Here is a 22,479-nt window from a genome sequence, read left to right on the forward strand (position 1 = left end):
AAACTGGATTTTGTATAGGTAACTAAAAGCTAAATGGTTATAATCCCTTTGATTAGACTTCCGTCATAAATCAAAAAACGTACAATTTATTTGATCTTAAATTAATCAGCAAAATTATTGGTGGTGTTTCAAAAAGTATGCTGAAACAAAGCAGGTTGAATTTTGATAAAATAGAGAAATGCGAATAACTCTAGAAATCAAATGTCCAACCTGCCTCAGTGACAGTATAAAGAAAAATGGCATCAAAGTAGATGGGAAACAAAACTATCAGTGCAAAGACTGTAAACGTCAGTTTATTGGTGACCATGCTCTGAGCTATCTAGGATGTAATTCAGGCATTACTCGAAAAATATTACAGTTGATGGTCAGAGGTAGTGGTATACGAGATATCGCTGAAGTTGAGCGAATCAGTATCGGTAAAGTTTTACGTACTTTAACCGAATCGACCTACCAAATTCAGCCTAAACAAAGTCATTATGAGTCTCTTGAAGTTGATGAGTTTTGGACTTTTGTTGGAAATAAAAATAATAAACAATGGCTTATTTACGCCTACCATCGAGAAACAGGTGAGATTGTTGCTTATGTTTGGGGTAAAAGAGACTTAGCTACAGTTCAACGATTGAAGACAAAGCTTAAACAATTAGGTATTCACTACACCCGAATTGCAAGTGATCATTGGGACAGTTTCATAACTGCTTTTAAAAACTGCAAGCAAAGTATTGGTAAATTTTTTACTGTAGGTATTGAAGGTAATAATTGCAAAATAAGGCATCGAATTAGGCGCGGTTTTAGAAGGAGTTGTAATTTTTCAAAAAAGATTGAAAACCATTTTAAAGCTTTCGACTTAACCTTTTTTTCTCTGTACACGACAAAAATAGATAACTCATTGAAATAATGTCACAATAATTGTTTTCTAACGACGAATACTATGACACATCTCAATGAGTTATATCTTATCTTAAACAAATCTCTAAAATGGAACAAGTCACATTTAAAGTGCTTTGCGCTCATCATGCTTGTGATCATTTTAAAGCAAACATGTAATCTTTCTTCTGCATCTAAAGCCTTGCCCATCAAGTGCTTACCACAATCATTTTATCGACGTATGCAGCGCTTCTTTGCAGGTCAGTATTTTGATTATCGTCAAATTTCTCAGTTGATTTTCAATATGTTTTCATTCGACAAAGTGCAACTGACTTTAGATAGAACCAATTGGAAATGGGGAAAACGAAATATTAATATCCTGATGCTTGCGATCGTTTATCGTGGAATAGCGATACCTATCGTTTGGACATTGCTTAATAAACGTGGAAATTCAGATACGAAAGAGCGGATTGCTTTGATTCAACGCTTTATATCCATTTTTGGTAAAGACCGTATTGTGAATGTGTTCGCAGACAGAGAGTTTATCGGTGAGCAGTGGTTTACATGGTTAATTGAACAAGACATCAACTTCTGCATTCGTGTTAAAAAAACTTCATTGTCACCAATCATTTAGGGAAGAATCATAAAATTAGCGATTTATTTCGCCATCTTCAACTTGGTCAAATTGAATGTCGTAAACGACGGATTTTGGTTGGTCGGGTGAAACTATATATGAGTGCACTACAGTTAGAAAATGGAGAGCTTTTACTCGTCGTTTCTCCTCAGTTTAATGCCAATGCTATTCAGGATTATGCATTACGCTGGGAAATTGAAACCTTATTCAGTTGTCTCAAAGGACGAGGATTCAATCTTGAAAATACGCGCTTGACAGACCCTAGACGAGTGAAAAAATTGATTGCGGTCTTAGCTATAAGCTTCTGTTGGTGCTACTTAACGGGTGAATGGCAACATGATCAAAAAAAAGCGATAAAAATAAAGAAGCATGGACGACTCTCAATGAGTTTATTTCGCTATGGTTTAGACTATGTTCAAATGGCGATTCAGCGTTTAATTGGTTTTGGGAAAAAAGAAGAGTTTAAGGAAATTCTGGCAATTTTAAGAAGGCAGATGCCTGATAGGATAAGAGTTCTGTGAAATTTGTCGTGTACAGAGCCTTTTTTTACATCAATAATGGCTTCATTTAATGTCAGCATACTTTTTGAAACACCACCAAATTATTTAATTCAAGAGATAATCCTTGGATGAAATTCAAAGATATTCAAAAATTATCAGACGTTAAGTTTCGTAGGCTTAGCGGTGTTAGTTGGGCTACATTTAACCTCATGTTGGCCGAGCTAAATAAGCATTTACCTCGTCATATTGGTAAAGGACGACCGCATAAATTACCGTTGGAAGATCGTTTGCTCTTATGTATAGAATATTGGAGAGAATATCGAACATTTTTCCATCTTGGTATGAGTTACGGTGTATCTGAAACGAGTGCAATTCGTATCACACGTGTTATTGAAGATACCTTAATCGGTTCTGGAAAATTTAACTTGCCAAAACAACTTCCTAATCGAGATGAAGTGGATTGGGAAGTTGTTGTGATTGATGCAACTGAAATATTAGTTCAACGTCCAAAAAAAACAGAAGAAATGGTATAGCGGTAAAAAAAAGCGACATACCTTTAAATTTCAGCTATCTATGCACTATACAACAGGTGAAATACTGAGTGTATGTGGAAGTCATGGAAGCATGCATGATTTTAAAATATTTAAAAAAAGCATGAGGAAATTAAAATTTAAGCCCTTTTTTATTGTTGATAAGGGGTATTTAGGGATAAAGAAATTGGGTTTTGGATGCCTCATGCCATCTAAAGCAAAGAAAACTGAAAAACTAGATTCTGAATTAAAAAGGCTTTGTTGCATAAAGGCTTAAAAGACAGAGTTATCCTAAGTAACTCAATTTTAAGTGACAACTTGGGTGTGAGGTCGGCCTAATTCTGTAAATTTATTTAATACAGCTACGCGTGCATGGATCTCATTCACTTGGCTGTCAAAATTCCTAGCACTGAGTTTATCCCCCAACAATTTAATGCAATACATCTTAGTCTCAACCAAACTTCGCCGATGATAGCCTGACCATTTTTTCCATAGTGTCCTGCCTAAACGTTTAACTGTTCGAAGTAATTCATTTCGCTCTAGCGAACTGATCTTTGTATCTTTCCATGGTTTCGCATTTTTTCTAGGTGGAATCACCGCATGCGCTTGCCGATCTGCAATGACCTCACGGCATTGCTTGGTGTCATAAGCTCCATCGGTATAAACAGAGTCAATCTGCTCATCTTGTGGAATCTGATTAAGTAAATCACCAAGCACCTGTGAATCACTGACATTATTGGTTGTGAGCTGAACTGCTCGTATTTGTAGGGTTTTGGCATCTATACCAATATGTAGTTTACGCCATTGGCGACGATATTCAGCTCCATGTTTCTTGCGTTTCCATTCGCCCTCACCTAGAAACTTCATGCCTGTAGAGTCTACGAGTAGATGCAGTCTATCGCTACTTTTTTGGTAGCTGATTGCAATATCAATATGCTTTTGTCTTCTACAAAGCGTACTGTAATCTGGTGCGGTCCAATTTAATCCGCAAAGTTTAATCAGACTTTGCACAAAGCCAGTGACCATACGTAAAGAGAGTCTGAATAAAGATTTGATCATTAAACAGCATTGAATCGCTATGTCGGAGTAGGTTTTACTTCGACCTTGTTTGCCTTGTGGTTCTGCATACCATTGTGTTTTTGGATCGAACCAAATGGCAATATTCCCACGATTAATGAGAGCTCGGTTATATGCAGGCCAATTGGTTGTGCGGTAGATTTTGTGTGTAGGCTTCTTCATTTGGAAATTATATTGCCGAAGAAGCCCTTAAGAACAGCTTTGTGCAACAAAGCCATGTGCAGATCAAAGTTTTCTAAAAAACTAGAACCTTCTTCTTTTGCAAAGCGTTGTAAACTTTTTTGGAAACTCTTATTTTCAACTTTTAAATCTAAAATTTGTTCAGACTTAGATGGAATAACTCCTAAAGCATCATAAGTAAATTTAATTAAATCACCTTGCGATGGAAATTGTGCTAAAGCGTACATAAAAGCCCCCTGAATAATAAATAAAAGAAGCATTCACTAGAACACTTTGAACCGATTGAACCGTACCGGGTTTGTCGGAGACTTTTTATTTAAGTTAGGCCACCTGACCTAACTGGTTAATTTTATCATAGTACATTGCTTCAAAATCAAAAGGTGATACATAATCTAGCGCACTATGTACACGTTCTTTATTGAACCAATCCACCCAGTTTAGTGTCGCAAGTTGTACATCCGCTAAACCTTGCCAATCTGCTTTTAAATATTCAATCACCTCTGTTTTGTATAAGCCATTCACCGTTTCAGCCAGTGCATTATCGTATGAGTCACCCGTTGTACCGACTGAAGCTCGTAAATTTGCTGCTTCTAAACGATTGGTATAGCGAATGGAAAGATATTGAACACCTCTATCGGAATGATGAATCACATTCTTTGGCATGCCTCGATCGTGCAATGCTTGCTCAAGTGCATCGAGTACCATATCTGTATTCATCCGTGTAGATACTTTCCATCCAACAATTGCTCGTGAGAACACATCAATAATAAAGGCGGTATAGACCCAGCCTGAATGAGTTTGAATATACGTAAAGTCACCCACCCATAGTTGGTTTGGATGATCAGCATTAAAATTACGTTTCACTAAATCATCTGCCCGTTTTTGGTCATCTCGGCTACGGGTGGTTTTTTTGTTCTTACCACGCCAAACACCTTGTATACCTAGCTTTTGCATTAATCGAGCAACAGTACAGCGCGCAATAATATAGCCTTCACGTTTCAGTTGTTGCCAGACTTTACGTACACCATACCGACCTGAACTTTCCTTCCAAATTCGTTTAATTTGTTCAGCATGATGCTCATCATGTAGATCTCGTTTCGCTCGATGTTCTGGATTGTCAGCGAGATCTAAAGTCCGGTAATAGGTTGAAGCTGCAATCGGTAAAATTCTACAAATCGCTTCAACACCATATCGATCTTTATTGTTATGGATAAAATCCACCATTATTTGTGTGGGCGGTCGAGCTCCGCCTGGGCGAAAAAAGCGGCTGCTTTACGTAGAATTTCATTGGCACGCTTTAATTCTTTAATTTCACGTTCCATTTGCCTCATTTTTTCTTGATCAGATATCTGTTGTACTTTAATAGGATTTTGCTGATCTAAATGCTTTTGATGCCAGGCACGAAGTGTTTCAGGAGTACAACCAATCTTAGGCGCAATTGCTGTGATTGCAGCCCAAGTAGAAGGATAATCTTTTTCAGATTCAATCAATAATTGAACCGCTCTTTCTCTGATTTCAGGGGTATATTTTAATTTTGTCATCGGGGTAGTCTCTCAGAATATTGACTCTCCGACAAACCCGGTACGGTTCACTTCTTAAAAATATAGAAATTACTTTTTACGATTTGGATTTAACTGTGTACCACGATTACCCTGTGTCTTATCATAGGCAATATTAGTTCCATTTGTTCCTTTGTTTGGATTAGTTTGATTAGCTGAATTATTTTGTGGGGTTGTTTGCTTACTCATTTTCAATCTCCATGATGTTTTGTTTGAGTACAGGCATCATAAAAAAATCAGCATACAATCTCTAAGAATTTTGGCGACAAAAAAATAATTGTAAAAAAAGCCCCTACAACGTAGAGGCTTTTTCTCATCTCAGATCTAAATCTTAAGACACTTTATCACCTGGTTTAGCGCCAGATTCAGGTGAAATCACCCAAACACCTTCACCATTACCCGCTGCAAGTACCATACCGTTAGAAATACCAAAACGCATCTTACGTGGCGCAAGGTTAGCCACCATCACCACCAATTTGCCTTTTAAGTCTTCTGGCTGATAGAACTCACGAATGCCACTAAACACATTACGTGGTTCAGCTTCACCTACATTTAAAGTGAGTTGAAGTAATTTATCAGAACCTTCGACCGTTGAAGCTTCTAAAACTTCAGCCACACGTAGGTCAACTTTCATAAAGTCGTCAATGCCAATGGTGCTTGTGTTAAGAGCAGCTTCGCCGACTTTAGGTTCAACTTTCGCAGGTGCAGTTTTTTTCTCTTTCTTTTTCTCAACTTTTACAGGTTCAGCCGCAGCCGCTAAAGAGTCTTTAGACGCATCGACCATTGCTGCAACCGCTTTCGGGTCTACACGTTGCATTAAAGGTTGGAACAATGCAATTTCATGATCCACCAATGCCGTTTGAGCAGAAGCAAAGTCAAAGTGGTCTAGTTTTAAGAACGCTTGCACTTGAGCCGCTAAAGTCGGAAGTACAGGCGCAAGGTACACAGCCAATTGACGGAACAGGTTAATCCCGACCGAACAAACATCGTGTACTTGCTGTTCTTCGCCTTCAACTTTCGCTAAAGCCCAAGGTTTTTTCTCATCGATATATTGGTTGGCTTTATCTGCAAGCGCCATGATTTCACGAATCGCAGCAGAGAACTCACGTGCTTCATAGGCTTTCGCAATTGAGTCGCCTGCATCAATAAAGCTTTGTACCAATTCAGGCTCTGCACAAGTTGCTGATAATTTATTATCAAACTTGGTGTTGATGAATTTTGCACAACGGCTGGCAATGTTGACCACTTTACCGACTAAGTCAGAGTTTACCTTCTGAACGAAATCATCCAAGTTCAAATCAGAATCTTCAACTTTATCAGACAGTTTAGATGCGAAGTAGTAACGTAAGTACTCAGGGTTTAAGTGCTCTAAATAGGTTTCAGCTTTGATGAATGTACCGCGAGACTTCGACATCTTCTGACCATTCACCGTCAAGAAACCATTGACGAATAAACCTGATGGCGTACGGTAGTTTGCACCTTCTAGCATTGCAGGCCAGAACAGCGCGTGGAAGTAAACGATGTCTTTACCAATGAAGTGATAGACTTCTTTGTCAGAGTCTTTCTTCCAAAAGTCGTCAAAACTTAAATCAGGACGTTTAGCTTTAATGTAGTTTTCAAAACTCGACATATAGCCAATCGGTGCGTCTACCCAAACATAGAAATACTTGTTGGGTGCATCTGGAATTTCAAAACCGAAATACGGTGCATCACGTGAAATATCCCAGTCAGATAAACCCGCTTCAAACCATTCATCCAGTTTGTTGGCAATTGAAACAGGTAAGCGACCTTGGTCACGCGTCCATTTTTGTAGATATTCTGAGAAATTCGGCAGTTTAAAGAAGTAATGATCTGAAGATTTCTCTACAGGCGTGGCACCACTTAAAGTCGATTTTGGATTTAACAGTTCAGTTGCGTTGTAAGTTGTCCCGCAGACTTCACACGCATCGCCATATTGATCTTCCGACTTACATTTCGGGCACGTGCCTTTAATGAAACGATCCGATAAGAACATGCCTTTTTCAGGGTCAAAAAGCTGGTTGACAGGACGGATTGCAATATTGCCTGCTTCACGGTTTTTCACATAAATTTCAGAAGCACGAGAGCGGTTTTCATCACTATGGGTTGAATCATAATGGTCGAAATGCACACCGAAACCATCAAAATCACGGATGTGTTCTTTTTGCACATTGGCAATTTGATCTTCTGGTGAAATACCATTCGCTTCGGCACGTAGCATGATCGCTGTGCCGTGAGCATCGTCCGCACATACATAAGTCACATCGTGTCCCATTGCACGCATGGCACGAACCCAAATATCTGCTTGGATATAACCGAGTAAGTGTCCCATATGGATGGGGCCATTGGCGTATGGTAGGGCGTTAGTGACTAAAATATTACGCACGGATATGACTCTCTCATTCGTATTTTATATAAGGTCAACGATTTTACCTTAGATAGCCGCGACTTGCACAAGTGAATCGGTGAAAAGTTTTCAAATGAGACTAAAGCCCATAGGAATTGATCGGCCCGAAGATGGATCTATTGCCAAATATTCATGAGCCAATAGTGCAAAGATCGAAAATATCGCTTTTAATATCTTAAAAAAGAAGGTGTACATCATTTTGTCTAACTCATGGGGAATACCCAAAAATATTGAAGAACTAGTTTTAGAACGTGATCAGTGTTGTGTTTATTGTGGCTGTGAATTTGGCACTGAAAGAGCTAAAAAGAAATCATGGGAGCACATCATTAATGATATCAATATTAAAACATTAGAGAATATTGCCTTATGTTGTGTTGGTTGTAATGCTTCCAAAGGCAATAAAGAATTAATCAGTTGGTTTTATTCTGAACATGCTCGAAAGAGAGGTATTAATTCCGAAACTATTGCTGATGTTATTAAAATAGCACTAAACCTTAAAAGCTAATGATGAAGTAATCTGCCTTCAATTTTAAGCACTGCTATATAATAGTGTTATTCAGTACATTCAGCCTATTTAGAGTATACCGTCCATGATCGATGATGATTTTGATTTCGACCAACCCGTGACCCGAATTCCGCAAAATCCACAAGCGACTAAACTACTGGGCAATCGACTTTTACAACAAGCTGAACAATATCTTGCTTCAATGGGTAGTCGACCACATGCACAATTGGTCAAGTCGCTCCGTCAGCTCGAGTTGGAAGATCCGTACTTTGCAATAATGGCCGATCAGCTTGAGTATGAAAGTGATGAACCAATCGCCAATGACTTGCTCAATCTGTTGTATTTCTGGCAAATAGCCCATGAAAAAGAAGCGGATATGACTAAGTTTCAGTTGCCCGATTTAATTCAAACGGACTATTTCCAAACGACTTTGCTTGACGCTTACGACACGATGGATTTGGGGGCATTCCAAGCTCAGCGCCGCAGCGTGATTGAAGAAACTTTAAAACTGTATCAACAGCAGTGTTATGCAGGGTGCATTACGGTTCTTTATGGTCAAATAGAAGGGATTTTGACAGATGCGCTGATTGAACATGGGTATTTAAAGCAAAATCAAACCAAGTTTGTCGATGTGTATAAAATCGTGCCGGGTTTGAAAGGCCATGAAGTCAAAAGCCTATGGCATAAAGTTAAAATTGCCAGTGAAATCAATCCATATTTTCTGAGCCTTGAAGCATTGAAAATGGACGCGAGTTCGAGTGTCACCGCCAGCCGTCATAATATGGTACACGGTGCGGACGTGACCCATTTCACGCAAGCACGCAGTTTCATTTTGTTTATTTGGCTGTTTGCGGTCATCAGTTTTATCAGTACTTTAAAGCGTTAGTCTCTTCCGTTGAGTGGTACAGGATGGTGTTTAAATTGCTCCATCCTGTACAGCTATTGTTTCTAAATGATGCAAATGAAGTCAGCACTTAAAAAGCAAGGTATAACTCTGAGTTAAGCAAAATTTTAAATACGAAAGAGGGCTGTGACATGACGAATGACAATAAACTCGATGATTTAAAAACCAAAGCGAATGAGTTGGGTGAAGACTTGAAGTTGAAAGCTCAAGCAGCAAAACTGGAAGGTGAGAAAGTACTGGAAGATGTCAAACATCAGGCCGCTGAAGCCAAGCTAGATGCTGAAAAGCAGCTGACTGACTTAAAGCAAAACGCAACAGAAAGTAAAGCCGAAGGTGATGCAGCTTTTGAGCAAAAGTTGCAGTCTGCACAAGCCAAAGCCGAGCATGCGAAACAAGTTACGCAGGAAAAATTGGATCATTTTAAAGTTGAAGCAGGACATAAACTGGATGAGGCAAAACTTAAAGCCACAGAGTTAAAGCATGAGGCCGAAATTAAACTGGAAGAATTTAAGGTGCAAGCCACTGAAAAGTTTGACGAGTTGAAAAAGAAAGCCACAGAAACACTGCAAAAGTTTAAAAAAGACGACCAAGCTTAATCCGTCTGAAATGGCGAATGTCGGCCTTAAATGTTCGCTAATACTATGGCGTAGACTGTGTACTGAGTGCAGGGTCTGCGTCCAAGTTAAACCACATGATGCTCTGAATTTGATTGTTTACGGTGCGGATGGTATAACGATAGTTTGAAATTTCATATACATATACCGTCTCAAGTGGGCTATTCGGCGCACTGCTGATTGGGGTAGAGGACATAGAAATTGGCGATAAATCGATTTTTTTCTGCATGTCTTTAACTTGATCACCGATAGTCACCGTTTGACCCGCAGGGGTTTTAAATGAATTGGTTGATGTATCTGCAAAACTAAAGCTAGATATGGTGCAAGCCAAAACAACCACGGCCCAAAGTTTCATTTTTTTCTCCCCAAATCGCGTCAAGATAGAACAATAGAATATAGATATTTTGCTATGCAATAACATCACCTTAAATGGGGAGATTGGATTGTACTTACAATTCTTTACGTTCAAATTTGATCCAATTCACCGATTTTATTTTTTCAGTTAGCTTAAGCGACTAAGCTTCGCCCTTTGATATTCAGCGTATAAAACCAACTAAAAAGCTAGGAATATTAAATTTCATGGCATAATCCATAAATACTGAACTTAACCTAAGTTCGTTTTGTGGTTAAACTATAGCATTCAGCTGAATACTCGAATTTGGAGTACATATATGTCGTGGCTTTCTTCTCTTAAATCAGTTTTTTCTCCTGCGCAGGAGGTAAAGGAAGAAGAAATCCAAACAGTACTGCAAAACTATATCTTGCCCAATTCAAACCATGCGTTGAAAGACCGCATTACTCAAGTGAATGTGCAGGGCAATATTCTGCAAATTACCATCAATACTTTTCCTGCCGAAGCCGATGATTTACAACAGATTCATGATGATTTGGCGGTTGCGCTTGAAGCATGCGGTATCAAAGAATTAAACATGCATGTGATTCAACAAAAAACGGGACATAAAGAAAAGTCAGGCGGCTATGGACATCAGCATGCTGAAGGTGAGAGCTGTTCAAGCCAAGCAAAAGAGGCTGCACCGAAAAGCAATTTACCCCCAGTGATTGATGCTTCAGGCTCAGCAGCCCAAGCTGCTGCACAACCCGTTGAAACTGATCCAAACAATCCACCTATTCAAAAAGCAGCGCCACAACAACGTGATGTGCCGAAGCATCCGCGTATTCAAAACGTGATTTTGGTGTCCTCGGGCAAGGGGGGCGTGGGCAAATCAACCACCACGGTAAACCTTGCACTTGCTTTGCAAAAGCTCGGCTTAAAAGTTGGGGTCTTAGATGCGGACATTTATGGTCCAAGTATTCCGACTATGTTGGGCAATGCGGGCAAAACGCCGATGATTGAAGCTGAAAATTTTGTACCCTTAGATGCCTATGGTTTGGCAGTGTTATCGATTGGACATTTAACAGGTGATCATAATACTCCTGTGGCTTGGCGTGGACCGAAAGCGACAGGTGCGTTGATGCAACTGTTCAATCAAACCTTATGGCCTGACTTAGATGTCTTGATGATTGATATGCCACCGGGTACAGGCGATATTCAGTTGACCCTTGCGCAACGTATTCCTGTGACAGGTGCAGTGATTGTAACCACACCGCAAAACGTGGCACTTATGGATGCGACCAAAGGCATTGAGTTATTTAACCGCGTACACATTCCAGTCATGGGCGTTGTAGAAAATATGTCGACCCATATTTGCTCAAAATGTGGATTTGAAGAGCAAATTTTTGGTAAGGGTGGTGGTGATCAATTGTCGGAGCAATATGCTATTCCGCTTTTGGGGCGTTTGCCTTTAAATGTACAAATCCGTGAAAATGCGGATGCGGGTAAGCCTTCTGTTTTAGTCGAAGACAGTGCAGCAGACAGCTATATGCAGATTGCTGAAAAAATTGCAGCCGCACTGCCACAGGCTGAAAAAGACCAGACCCGTATTTTCTAAATCAGCCATAAATGAAAAAAAGCCCAATCTGTTGAGTTGGGCTTTTTTTTTGCTTTTTTAGGAGAGTGAATAGGGCTGATTTTGTTTTTTGGCTTGCATAATATTAATGCTGATCGCAATCACCACCATCACAATCCCGATAATATCAGTCACAGTTTCAGGGATAATCATACATAAAGCACCTGCACCTAAGAAAATCCGCCAGAACCAATTCAAACCAACTTTAAAGTAACCTTCAACTGCTGCACCCAGTGCCAAAATCCCAACCACTGAGGTAAAGACAATACTCACAATAGTTGTCCATGCAGGAAAGGCAAACTCACGTGCATTGACTGCGACATTGGCCGTATCAATCATCAGCATGGCAGGGTTATAGACGAACAGGAACGGGACAATGAAACCTGCCAAAGAAAGTTTCAAGGCTTGGAAACCTGTGCGCATTGGATCACCCCCTGCGATTCCCGCACCTGCAAACGCGGCTAAGGCGACAGGTGGCGTAATATTGGCAAACAGACCAAAGTAGAACACAAACATATGCGCCACCAGTGTGGGAATATCAAAGTTTGCCAAAGCGGGTGCAGCCATGGTCGCGGTAATGATATAGGCTGGAATCGAAGGAAGTCCCATACCTAAAATCATTGATGCAATCATGGTAAAGAACAGCGTTAGAAATAGGCTGCCTGCACCGATGCTCATAATTGAGGAGGTCATGACAGAGCCAAAGCTGGTCAGGCTCACTACACCAATAATAATCCCCACCACAGCACAGGCTGCCATGACCGAAAGGGATTGCTTTGCACCATCGGCGAGCGCTTCTAATATTTCTTTGAAGCCCATACGGGTCGATTTGCGGAAACTTGCTACAATCACAGTTAAGACAATGGTGTAGACTGCGGCATAACTGACAGGAATGGATTGAAATAGGAAAAACACCAAAGCCACGATCGGAATAAGCAAGTGCCCTCGTTCCTTGAGGACATCTTTAACCCGTGGCAAATCCGCTTTCGGGACACCTTTTAAATTGTCTTTACCAGCACGGAAATGAACCTGCGCCATCACACCTAAATAGTAGAGTAAAGCTGGAAGGGTGGCTGCAAGGGCAATGGTGCCATAACTGACACCCGTGGTTTCAGCCATAATGAAGGCACTGGCTCCCATCACCGGGGGTAAAATTTGTCCACCTACAGAAGCGCTGGCTTCAACAGCACCTGCAAAATTTTTGTGGTAGCCAATTTTTTTCATCAGGGGAATGGTGAATGAACCGGTCCCTACGACATTGGCCACCGCTGTGCCATTAATACTGCCCATAAATCCACTGGAAATGACGGCAACTTTTGCAGGACCACCTTGTTTATGTCCCGCAAGTGCCATCGCAAGATCATTAAACAATTTGCCCATGCCTGATTTCGCCAGAAAAGCACCAAACAAAATAAACAGGAAAATAAAAGTGACTGAAGCGCCAATAGCGGAAGAATAAAGCCCTTCGGTTTTTAAATACATTTGCCCGAAAATATCACTAATACTATATGAACGCGTCAATAAACGATCTGGGACCCAGTCATAGTGGCTAAAAAACGGGTAAGACAGAAAGACTAAACCTAAAATAGGCAGCATCCATCCCATGACCCGCCGAGCACCTTCAACCACCAGAACCACGGCTAAAATGGCAAAAACAATATCTAAAGTGTTTGGAATACCCCCACGTGTGGTCATAATGGCTTGATATTCTTTCCAAAGGTATAAAAAGGTTGCTAAAGAGGCTAAGGCAAGTAACCAATCCAACCAAGGGATGCTTTGTCGTGAACTGGACTGACGCGCAGGATAAAGTAGAAAGATCAAAACCAAACCAATAGCGACATGGGCGGAACGTTGAATCAGTTCGGGTAGTGGATTAAAGGTAATAAATAAATGAAATAAGGAATAGAAAATAGCAATCGCCGCTATGAACCATGCCACAGATTTGTTGCTTGGGGAACGAGTCACTGACTCACGATCAAATTTTTCTAAAATGGCTTGTTGTTGCTGCTCATCTAATTGTTCAGGGGCAACTTTGTCTTCATTTTGAGTCATCGGCATTCTCCGATCTGCCATGCTTTCCACAAGGGCTGTTGTTGTGCTGTAATTTGTACCAAGGTGTAATCTGGATATTGTTGAAAAATGGGCCAGACGCTCTGGTGAATGATGATACTGCCTTGCATATTCTTGGAAATGATCCAGTTGATTTGATCAATGCGCCGATAAACTTTCATTCTGACCATACCGTCTTTTTGAAAGATGATGGGATAGTCATTCGGTGTGCCTGCACCGAAAGAAATCAGGTCGGTGTAGCGCAATATAAAGTGTTGTTGCTCCCGTTGATAGTTTTCAATCCAACGGGTTTTTTCGACTGAATGTTTCCACTGCAAATTAAACTGTGCTGTTGAAATTCGGCACTGCGTTTGAGCAACAGTTACTTCGCTATAGCGAACAGGTAAGAACAGCAGCCCGCATAAACCGAGTAGAAAAAGTGCAGTAAACACTGCACTTTTTTTTAGCTTCATTTTTTCGCTGCGAGTTCGTCGTAATAACGTTTAGCCCCAGGGTGTAGAGGTGCAACTACGCCTTTTTGAGCCGTTTCCAGATTAATTTCTGTCGCCGCCTGATGTGAGTTGGCCAATTGTCCTAAACTATCAAAGAAGGTTTTGGTCAGTTTATAGACATCATCCTCAGAAAGATCGGAACGTACCACTAAAGCATTCATAATGGCCGCAGTTGGAATATCTTCTGCATTACCATAAGTGCCTTTCGGAATATTCAGAGATAGAAAATAGGTTTGGTTTTTGGCGATTTGTTTCACTTTCGCAGGATCGATCCCGACCAGTTGTAAATCGAAACCTTGTTGCAGTTCCATCAAGGATGAGTTGGGGATACCACTGGTTAAGAATGCAGCATCAATTTTTCCACCCTTTAAAGCATCGGCGGCTTCTGCATAGCCCAGATAATCGACCTTCACGTCATTGTAAGTAATACCAAAACCATTTAAGAGGGTGCGCGCATTAACTTCAACCCCTGAGTTTTGGGCACCGACAGCAATACGCTTACCTTTTAAGTCTTCAAGGTTTTTAATGCCTGATTTTTTTGAGGCCACAATTTGCACATAGTTGGGATAGAGTGCCGCCACTTGTTGGACATTATCAATTTTCCCACTGGCAAAACTACCTGTGCCATTTAGTGCTTCGGTTAAGCTATCACTCATGACAAAAGCCATTTCAACTTTTTTCTGTTTGAGTAAGTTAAGATTTTCTACTGATGCGCCTGTGGTTTGAGTTTTTGAATTTACCCCGTAGGTTTTATTATAAATTTCAGCCAAACTGGTGCCAATCACGTTATACGGGCCAGATGCGCCACCTGTTGCTATGTTGACAAATTTACTTTGGAGTTTGTCGGATGCTTGTGGACTAGTTTCAGTTTGAACATCGCCTGAAGTCGTGGTTTTATTGTCACTTGAGCATGCTCCTAGACCCGCAAGTGCAATTGAAAGTAGCGTGAGTTGAGTCCATTTTTTCATATACTTTTCCTCGTTTTATTATCTTCAAAGCCATTCACTTGGCTCTTTTATCCTTGACTTAGCGTGATCAGATTGATGAATAAAAATACGCATGTTTTAAAAAGTAACTGGGGTCTGTTGACATTTACTGTTCATAATTAACCCTATAAAGGTAGCCATAAAAATATACAGGCTAAAGCAACAGAACTTTGATAATTTCTTTTGAGCTTGTCATATCGAGTAGCTATTCCTCTAAATTGCTTTAATCTACAAAACATATTTTCAACTAAATGCCTGATTTTATATAAATACCAGTCCATATGGTCATTGTTCGATTGGCTATTTGTTTTCTTTGGTATATTCGCTTTAGTCCCTGTTTTCCTGATCTGTTCACGCAGTGGTTCTGAATCATAGCCTTTATCTGCACATACCACTTTTGTCTCTTTTAAATCTAATGTTGATATTAAATCAGGTGCAACTTTAACATCATGTGTGGTTCCATCGGTAATCATGAAATCAATAGGATTGCCATGTGCATCAACAATCAAATGTATTTTTGAGGAGTTTCCTCCTACACTTTTAGAAATAGATTGATTCGCTATGCCGGCAGAATGTTGATGAGCACGTACATGAGAGCCATCAATAAAAATCCACTCCATATCGGGGCATGAGGCTAGCAATTTGAATAATCTAAGTAACTTACCGCTGCTTGACCAACGATTAAAACGTTTGAAAATAGAGTTTGAATGACCAAAACAACAAGGAATATCTCGCCACGGACAGCCTGTTCTAATTCTATAGAGAATAGCTTCAATAAAATTGCGTAAATTTGAGTTGTGGTGAATGGATAAATTACGCAGAATAACTTTCAACTTTTGCCAGTGTTGATCTGTCAGCATGGTACGAGGCATAGCGAATAGTAAAATTGGGTTTGGCGATTTGATTTTACTACTTCGCTATTTTTTAAGCTAAAAGTGTCAACACACCCTGATTAAAAATCATTTGAATAGTTTTTTTTCATTAGGCATGTCTATTTGATTTATAAAATCATTGATTTGAAAAAAGAATAAAGCATGTGGCGTCATTTTTATGAATGCTAGATTGGGTAAGGGTCTTATACGTTATTTATGTTAAGTATTGAATGAAAATTACAAAAAACTGTTATCACGGTTCACTAAATTTGATTGCTTTCAGCATGGCAAGTCATTACGCTTATAGCTATATATATGTGGGTCTGTGAATATGGTCACTTGGTTTTTTATTGGTTTAGTGATAACCATTCTTTTAACTCCAGGACCAACCAATACCTTACTTGCCTCTTCGGGCATTCAAGTCGGTATTCGTAAATCTTTGCGTCTCATTCCAGCAGAAGCTTTTGGCTATCTCATTTCAATCACGGCATGGGGCTTCCTTATTGGAAAAGTGTCCGTACACTTGCCCTTATTGCCGACTATTTTAAAACTATTCAGTGCAAGCTATATCATTTATTTGGCCATCAAATTATGGCGTACAGCCGATGCTGAAGTGAGTTTTAATCAACCGACTATTCGGGCACGTGAACTGTTTTTGGCAACACTATTGAACCCTAAAGCATTATTGTTTGCTTCAGCCATTTTCCCAACCATTGCGTGGACAAAACTAGATTATTATCTGTCACATATGTCGCTGTTTTTGGTTTTGATTGTTCCAATTGCCTTTTTTTGGACTTTTATTGGATCAATTCTAGCAACCAATAAAATTCGTTGGTTGAACCAATCCAACCTGCAAAAAACAGCATCGCTGGTTTTGATGAGTTTTTCGATTCCACTGAGCTATTCTGCGATTTTAAGCTTTTAATTTAGTAATTAAAGACAGAAATTTTGCGAACTTAAACGCGCTTATTTTCATTGAAAGCGATTTCAGTTAAAGTACAACGCAATTATTGAAATTAAGCTTTTTTGGAAAGAATAAATGGCTATTAAGTCCGATCGTTGGATTCGCGAAATGAGCGAAAAACACGGCATGATCGAACCGTATGCAGAAAACCAAGTTCGTTTAGATGAAAATGGTCAAAAACTCATTTCTTATGGCGTGTCGAGCTATGGTTATGACGTTCGTTGTGCACGTGAGTTTAAAGTTTTTACCAATGTTCACTCGGCAATTGTAGATCCAAAAAACTTTGATGATAAAAGTTTTATCGACATTGAAGCTGATGTTTGTATTATTCCGCCGAACTCATTTGCTTTAGCACGTACCGTTGAGTATTTCCGTATTCCACGTAATGTGTTGACTGTGTGTTTGGGTAAATCGACCTATGCACGTTGCGGTATTATCGTAAACGTCACACCACTTGAGCCTGAGTGGGAAGGTCATGTTACTTTAGAGTTCTCGAACACAACCAATCTACCTGCACGTATTTATGCAGGTGAGGGTGTTGCACAAATGTTGTTCTTCGAATCTGACGAAGTGTGTGAAACATCATATAAAGACCGTGGTGGTAAGTACCAAGGTCAAACAGGTGTAACTTTACCGAAGACCTAAGTTTTTGATATTCAAAAAAGCGGATCATTGATCCGCTTTTTTTATGTCAATTCATTCATCGGAAAATAAATATTATCGGACAGTTGGTTTTGCATTTGTGCTGAGTTTCAGCATAATCAATTGTGAATTAGAGTGCTTTGGTTGACGCAAATAAAAATTATAGTGCGCAGAGTAGAATGCCAAGCAAAGGATGCAGTACATAAAGATGCGGAGCATCGAATAATAAGGATGGTCGAGATGACGAATCGTATATATCCCGCAGGATTGAAAAAATCCTGTTTAGCTAGTCTTGTCGGACTCATGCTTGCGCAGTCTACATTTGCCCTTGAGTCACTTTCCGATGAATTTCTAGCGGATACTACGGGTGAAGGCATTGCGTTACTTCCTGAAAACTTCAAGATGGTGTTTCAAGGGGCTAATGATCTCTCCACGGCTTCTAGTTATAACAGTGGCGTGGCCAATCCACAACAATACGACACGGGCTTTATTCGTATTATTCCTGTGGGTGAAAACTACTCCAAATATACCAATGCTGATGATCTGACCACGAAACGAACCAAAGCGGACATCTTTATTTATGGTTTAGCGCTTTCGCGGTCTGATAATAATGCCAATAGCCGTTTCAGTAATCAGGGCTTCACATGGGGAAGCGATGTTAATCCTTGGTTATTTCGCGCTGGCACAGCCACGGGGATTAAACAGTTTCATCAGTCGAATGCAAGTTCAGATGTAAGTTTTCTAGGGCTGGAAGCGTCTTTAGCAACGGTTGTAGCGAGTGACACAGATAATAATATTAAATTAGGTCTATGGTGGGATGCTTTTTCGCGTAGTTGGAATTCCCAAAATAAAGTGGACCCTATCACTGGTGCACCAACAACAACCAACGCGGCAGCAGATCCTGATTTAAGTTTAAATCAAAGAATACGTTTACAAGCGGTTGCCAATGGATTGAGTTTAAATGGCTCACAGGTGCGTATGTTTCAAACTCAAGCATCTACCTTAGACCAGCAAAATAAAACCTTTGGGATGGCAGCCTTACTTCGGATCAATACTAATGATGATCCATCTACATTAATCTATGCCAACAACGACGCAAATAAAGCGCTATTGAATGCTAAAGTCCTTCGACTGAGCACAGCTGCGACCAACGACGGTACGGCAGTCACACCCGCATTAGATCGTTCATTGGCTCCAATTTTTGATGTGAGCGAGGGACTTTATTTATACAGCCCAAATATTAACTTGGTCTTGGGTAATATGTATCAGCCTTTTGTTGTAGGTTCGGAAGGACGCAATATTATTCTCGAAGTCACGCGTATTCCGAATGTGCCTGAGATTTATAAGCAGATTTATACCTACTACCCAGATGTACAGGGTGGAAACAATGCTGACTATAAAGGATCAACCTGTAATGTGGCCTATTGTGGTTCGAATTTTGCTCAAACGGGGGCAGGGAGTACCGCGATTCAGTACCAAGGGAATAACGCAACACATAGCAGTATTTCGATTGGTAGCGTGACACGAGATCCGACCACCAATACGCTCAAAGCCAATACGGCGACACAATCTACTGGTGTGGTATTCCGCGGGACTGGAACAGCAGTTCCTGTAAATCTCGGTTCGGTTGCTATAGATGGTGTATTGATCCAACACTTAAAAATTAAGACCACAGGGCTATAGGATACCGACATGATGAAAAAATTATGTGTAACCATGTTGATGTCTGTATCCATGTTGTCTCAAGCGGGTTTGGTAGATTTGGATAATAAGGAACTGGTCGGTGTGACTGGACAGGGTGGTGCAGATTTGAGCTTAACCCTATCGATCAACCACCAATATGCCAATGATATGAGTTTAAATACGATCTCTAGGATCAATGGTGTAGATGCAAATGGGCGAGCTATTGTCACTGAAGCCTATTATCAAATGCGCGCAAATCAAGATTGCGCTTTATTAGAACTGTGTCGTATCGCTATTTCCCCAAATAATCATAAGGAAAATGGGCAACGAAAATGGCTGGTGTTTAAGCAGTTCCAAGGCACCATGCAAATTGATAAATTTTCGCTAGAAGGCACCACAATTCTGAATAAAGAAGGCAAGCCACAAACTGCAATGATGTTAAAGTTTTTCGATGATAAACCCCTCAAAATTCGTAACTTGGGCTTTGCTAGCCTTTCAGTGGAAAGTGGTGAAAATGAGTATTTCAATACCTCAACGTATAACAGTTATGGTACGAGTAAAACTGTACCAACTTTTGATAAAGGTCAGGAACAAGGCTTTATGGGCTTAAATGTCCATGGAAACTTACATCTAGATGGAAATCTAAAAATCTTTAGCTATAACTGCTCGGGTACTGCGGGTAGCCGCTGTTAGACATATAGTTTCAAAAGGATATTGAAATGCATAAAATAATAAAATTAAACCTTCTGACACTGTGTATTTTTGCAGCCAATCAAAGTTATGCATTACAAGCTTTGAATGATCAGATTTTAAGTGATGTAACGGGTCAAGATGGTATTTCAATTACCCATGAAGCTTCAAAAGTTGACATTAAACAGCTGAATTGGGTCGATCCTGCGGAAGTCGGAAAAACACCGATTAAACTGGGGTTGCATAATATTGAAGTTAAAACGGCGACTGGTTATAACAACATTAAAACCAAACTCGATTTTGATGTGGGAACAACACAATTAGCCAATGGTACGCAAGGGGTTGGCATTCAGCTCTCTGCCAGCGTGTCACCTTTTACCGCAACGGCTGCCCAAATTATGCTGATGTGTTCGCCGAATTGTGCAACGGGCGAAACAGATCAAAATTTAGGAAGTTTTAAACTTTCAACTATTTCACCTTTTGAAGTGTACTTAGCAACGACGAATGGTCTGTTTAACCGTGACTCAAAGGTGCATTTAGATTTTAAATTGCAGAATGCTAGTATTAGTTATGGACAAAATAATCAAGATTTAACCTTAAAAGATTTCAACTTCAATTTATCTGCTGATGGATATCTCTATATTGATGAAACGGAAGGTGTAGTTCTCACCTCAAAGGGTAGTGTTGGCGATAATATTGTTGTTTTAGGTCGAGTGGAAGATAAGACAGATGTACATGACAGCCGTGTAGGCAATGCCACAAATCCGGGGTTAAACGTTGATTTACGTTATGGCTCAGCAAACTCGACTCATCGAAACTTAATTCGGATAGGGGCATCAGGTGCTTTAACCAATGGCAAGATCGCATTAAATGCTGACCAGACTGGTGTTGCTAAGTTTAATACGGTCAACCGTGTTAACGGTAATGTTCAAGAAAATGAGGTGGTTGCATCTGCAGGTTATGGTTTTAAGAATGCTGGCGGCTTACATTTAAATGTATCGGCTGACTTTACCCGTGCAGGGAATAGTTTGCTTGGTGCTAGCACACCAACAACGTTTGAATTAGGACACACTGGTACAGGCAGTTACGCCATCGAGTTTTCAAATTTATCACCGCTCAATGTACGTACTTCCACTGACCCCAATTCAGCAATAAACAGTCAAAATGCCTATATTGATTTTGGCCAGATTTATATCAATAACATTCGCACTAACTCAATGGGTTTTGTGGTCAATGACCAAATTAAGACGATATTGGGTGCACAAAACTATGAGCTGATTTATAACCCATCACCAACGGGCAATGCTTCAAATATGGCTTTTATTGCTGTACGTGGGCTCGATTTTCAAGCCATTGCACGTAAAGCCCGCTTTATTTCAGATAATTCGATTGCAGTAAACAATACTAATGAAGGAACATGGGGTTTAGGTATTCCAATTTATAACCTAAATGCCAATGCGGTATTTTTTGCCAAGAAATATACCAATACCGCTGGAACAGTGAAGGATGGGTTGGGCTATGACATCGCGGTATCAACTGATGGCTATGGTGAAGATAGTCAGGGCAATCCTAAAACAACGTCTATTATCGTCATTGATGGTGCGATGAGTAAGCATGGTGAAGAAGTTAACTACTATACAGGCTTACGCAATATTGACTCATATTTTAAAGCCAATGGTGTGATTGGTTTTAATGAAAATGAAATCTATATCAAAGCTGATAATTTATTGTTTGCTGCCAATGCTGAAATCGCAATCGGGCAGCTTCCGGGTGCACTGTATAACTGCCCAGCAGGGGTGAATAGTTGTGCCAAAGAAGTCGTGCCGATTAATAATTTTGCCAAAAAAGATGATGTTCTCGCATCGATTGCTTTTATGTTAGATGGTAAAGGTGAACTCTTTATTATTCCTGGGCTTGAGGCTGTAGGCGGGACACCACAAAGCAACTATTTGTCATTTAAATCCAATTTTGAGTTTAATACGTTGAGTAGCACAGACCTGAGTAACGAAAGTAAAAAAGGCAGTTTTATTAGTCTCAGTAATACCGATAGCAATGGAACAACAACAAAAACCTCAAGTTTTAACTTGAACAAAATGCAAGGTCACTTAGGTTTTAATGGAAAAATTCAAATGCAAAAGGATGCAGTTGTCATCGACAATCAAGTGCAATTTAACCATAAGGCATTAGCAGGTGGACAAGGAGCTGCTTTTAGAGCAGAGGTTGCATTGTCTCCAACAGGTACCATGCAGAAGGTTGCAGATATTGCCATTACGGGTGGAGCTATGCGCAGCACATTAGGAATTATGCCGCGCTAAAAAGAAT

The 22,479-nt window shown here is 40.1% G+C and carries 22 protein-coding genes, 1 pseudogene and 1 other annotated feature; of the genes and pseudogenes, 13 read left to right on the forward strand and 10 right to left on the reverse strand.

Annotation, left to right across the window (positions count from 1 at the left end; translation table 11 throughout):
* Positions 1 to 178 precede the first annotated feature (178 nt).
* From HUK62_RS05770 to HUK62_RS05785, 4 genes and pseudogenes are all read left to right on the forward strand, one after another.
* On the forward strand, positions 179 to 895 hold the full coding sequence (locus HUK62_RS05770; protein WP_176537336.1) for an IS1-like element ISPa14 family transposase: 717 nt from the start codon (positions 179 to 181) through the stop codon (positions 893 to 895).
* 33 nt (positions 896 to 928) lie between these two features.
* Positions 929 to 2,019, forward strand: a protein-coding gene (locus HUK62_RS05775) for an IS4 family transposase (protein WP_100607964.1) whose coding sequence is annotated in 2 segments (ribosomal slippage) — positions 929 to 1,469 and positions 1,469 to 2,019 — 1,092 coding nt in all. Because the reading frame shifts where the segments join, the coding sequence is not laid out codon by codon here.
* 107 nt (positions 2,020 to 2,126) lie between these two features.
* Positions 2,127 to 2,531 carry a transposase family protein gene (locus HUK62_RS05780; protein ID WP_176537337.1) on the forward strand — a complete coding sequence of 135 codons (405 nt, stop codon included), beginning with the start codon at positions 2,127 to 2,129 and terminating at the stop codon, positions 2,529 to 2,531.
* A 37-nt stretch (positions 2,532 to 2,568) separates the two neighbouring features.
* Positions 2,569 to 2,805, forward strand: a pseudogene (locus HUK62_RS05785) (hypothetical protein); the annotation flags it as partial.
* Between the two features lie 29 nt (positions 2,806 to 2,834).
* Here HUK62_RS05785 and HUK62_RS05790 read toward each other — a convergent pair.
* The 5 genes from HUK62_RS05790 to metG form a co-directional block, all read right to left on the reverse strand.
* Positions 2,835 to 3,767: an IS5 family transposase gene (locus HUK62_RS05790; protein ID WP_176537338.1), complete on the reverse strand. Its 933-nt coding sequence runs from the start codon at positions 3,765 to 3,767 to the stop codon at positions 2,835 to 2,837.
* Positions 3,764 to 4,012, reverse strand: coding sequence for a hypothetical protein (locus HUK62_RS05795; protein WP_176537339.1), 249 nt, complete (start codon positions 4,010 to 4,012; stop codon positions 3,764 to 3,766). The genes HUK62_RS05790 and HUK62_RS05795 overlap by 4 nt, the downstream gene beginning before the upstream one ends.
* 94 nt (positions 4,013 to 4,106) lie before the next feature.
* Positions 4,107 to 5,326 (reverse strand): IS3 family transposase gene (locus HUK62_RS05800; protein ID WP_176537340.1). Its coding sequence is split into 2 segments (ribosomal slippage): positions 4,107 to 5,050 and positions 5,050 to 5,326, totalling 1,221 coding nucleotides; the frame shifts between segments, so codons are not numbered across the junction.
* Positions 4,935 to 5,051, reverse strand: a sequence feature (AL1L pseudoknot). (Overlaps the previous gene by 117 nt.)
* A gap of 69 nt (positions 5,327 to 5,395) precedes the next feature.
* Positions 5,396 to 5,533 carry a hypothetical protein gene (locus tag HUK62_RS05805; RefSeq protein WP_176537341.1) on the reverse strand — a complete coding sequence of 46 codons (138 nt, stop codon included), beginning with the start codon at positions 5,531 to 5,533 and terminating at the stop codon, positions 5,396 to 5,398.
* Positions 5,534 to 5,675: 142 nt separating this feature from the next.
* A complete protein-coding gene (gene metG, locus HUK62_RS05810; RefSeq protein WP_176537342.1) occupies positions 5,676 to 7,748 on the reverse strand; it encodes a methionine--tRNA ligase in 2,073 nt (690 codons plus the stop codon).
* A 220-nt stretch (positions 7,749 to 7,968) separates the two neighbouring features.
* Here metG and HUK62_RS05815 point away from each other — a divergent pair, with 220 nt between their 5' ends.
* The 3 genes from HUK62_RS05815 (at position 7,969) to HUK62_RS05825 (ending at position 9,774) form a co-directional block, all read left to right on the forward strand.
* Positions 7,969 to 8,274 carry an HNH endonuclease gene (locus HUK62_RS05815; protein WP_159153540.1) on the forward strand — a complete coding sequence of 102 codons (306 nt, stop codon included), beginning with the start codon at positions 7,969 to 7,971 and terminating at the stop codon, positions 8,272 to 8,274.
* Between the two features lie 85 nt (positions 8,275 to 8,359).
* Positions 8,360 to 9,160, forward strand: coding sequence for a hypothetical protein (locus tag HUK62_RS05820; protein ID WP_176537343.1), 801 nt, complete (start codon positions 8,360 to 8,362; stop codon positions 9,158 to 9,160).
* A gap of 149 nt (positions 9,161 to 9,309) precedes the next feature.
* Positions 9,310 to 9,774 (forward strand): hypothetical protein, encoded by a 465-nt coding sequence (locus HUK62_RS05825; RefSeq protein WP_176537344.1) that lies wholly within the window; start codon positions 9,310 to 9,312, stop codon positions 9,772 to 9,774.
* Positions 9,775 to 9,817: 43 nt separating this feature from the next.
* Here the strand turns inward: HUK62_RS05825 and HUK62_RS05830 are convergent, their stop codons facing one another.
* The gene (locus tag HUK62_RS05830) at positions 9,818 to 10,147 is read right to left on the reverse strand and encodes a hypothetical protein (protein ID WP_176537345.1); all 330 of its coding nucleotides are present in this window, start codon (positions 10,145 to 10,147) and stop codon (positions 9,818 to 9,820) included.
* A gap of 316 nt (positions 10,148 to 10,463) precedes the next feature.
* Here HUK62_RS05830 and apbC point away from each other — a divergent pair, with 316 nt between their 5' ends.
* A complete protein-coding gene (gene apbC / locus HUK62_RS05835; protein ID WP_176537346.1) occupies positions 10,464 to 11,741 on the forward strand; it encodes an iron-sulfur cluster carrier protein ApbC in 1,278 nt (425 codons plus the stop codon).
* A 57-nt stretch (positions 11,742 to 11,798) separates the two neighbouring features.
* On the opposite strand, the gene HUK62_RS05840 is transcribed toward apbC, so the two are convergent.
* The 4 genes from HUK62_RS05840 to HUK62_RS05855 all read right to left on the reverse strand — a co-directional run bounded on the left by HUK62_RS05840 (position 11,799) and on the right by HUK62_RS05855 (position 16,178).
* The gene (locus tag HUK62_RS05840; RefSeq protein ID WP_176537347.1) at positions 11,799 to 13,811 is read right to left on the reverse strand and encodes a TRAP transporter permease; all 2,013 of its coding nucleotides are present in this window, start codon (positions 13,809 to 13,811) and stop codon (positions 11,799 to 11,801) included.
* Positions 13,808 to 14,281, reverse strand: a complete 474-nt coding sequence (locus HUK62_RS05845) for a DUF1850 domain-containing protein (RefSeq protein ID WP_176537348.1) — start codon at positions 14,279 to 14,281, stop codon at positions 13,808 to 13,810. The genes HUK62_RS05840 and HUK62_RS05845 overlap by 4 nt, the downstream gene beginning before the upstream one ends.
* Positions 14,278 to 15,288, reverse strand: coding sequence for a TAXI family TRAP transporter solute-binding subunit (locus HUK62_RS05850; protein WP_176537349.1), 1,011 nt, complete (start codon positions 15,286 to 15,288; stop codon positions 14,278 to 14,280). Before HUK62_RS05850 ends, HUK62_RS05845 begins: the two co-directional genes overlap by 4 nt.
* A 143-nt stretch (positions 15,289 to 15,431) precedes the next feature.
* Positions 15,432 to 16,178, reverse strand: coding sequence for an IS5-like element ISAba31 family transposase (locus tag HUK62_RS05855; RefSeq protein WP_004645384.1), 747 nt, complete (start codon positions 16,176 to 16,178; stop codon positions 15,432 to 15,434).
* 331 nt (positions 16,179 to 16,509) lie between these two features.
* On the opposite strand from HUK62_RS05855, the gene HUK62_RS05860 reads away from it, so the two are divergent.
* The 5 genes from HUK62_RS05860 (at position 16,510) to HUK62_RS05880 (ending at position 22,472) form a co-directional block, all read left to right on the forward strand.
* On the forward strand, positions 16,510 to 17,103 hold the full coding sequence (locus HUK62_RS05860) for a LysE family translocator (RefSeq protein WP_176537350.1): 594 nt from the start codon (positions 16,510 to 16,512) through the stop codon (positions 17,101 to 17,103).
* Between the two features lie 114 nt (positions 17,104 to 17,217).
* Positions 17,218 to 17,787: a dCTP deaminase gene (gene dcd, locus HUK62_RS05865; protein WP_004694514.1), complete on the forward strand. Its 570-nt coding sequence runs from the start codon at positions 17,218 to 17,220 to the stop codon at positions 17,785 to 17,787.
* 237 nt (positions 17,788 to 18,024) lie between these two features.
* A complete protein-coding gene (locus HUK62_RS05870; protein WP_176537351.1) occupies positions 18,025 to 19,467 on the forward strand; it encodes a hypothetical protein in 1,443 nt (480 codons plus the stop codon).
* A 9-nt stretch (positions 19,468 to 19,476) separates the two neighbouring features.
* Positions 19,477 to 20,160, forward strand: coding sequence for a hypothetical protein (locus HUK62_RS05875; protein ID WP_176537352.1), 684 nt, complete (start codon positions 19,477 to 19,479; stop codon positions 20,158 to 20,160).
* 26 nt (positions 20,161 to 20,186) lie between these two features.
* Positions 20,187 to 22,472 carry a DUF6160 family protein gene (locus HUK62_RS05880; protein ID WP_176537353.1) on the forward strand — a complete coding sequence of 762 codons (2,286 nt, stop codon included), beginning with the start codon at positions 20,187 to 20,189 and terminating at the stop codon, positions 22,470 to 22,472.
* Positions 22,473 to 22,479 lie beyond the last annotated feature (7 nt).

The organism is Acinetobacter sp. NEB 394 (assembly GCF_013374795.1).
In the GTDB taxonomy this organism is placed as follows: Bacteria; Pseudomonadota; Gammaproteobacteria; order Pseudomonadales; family Moraxellaceae; genus Acinetobacter; species Acinetobacter johnsonii.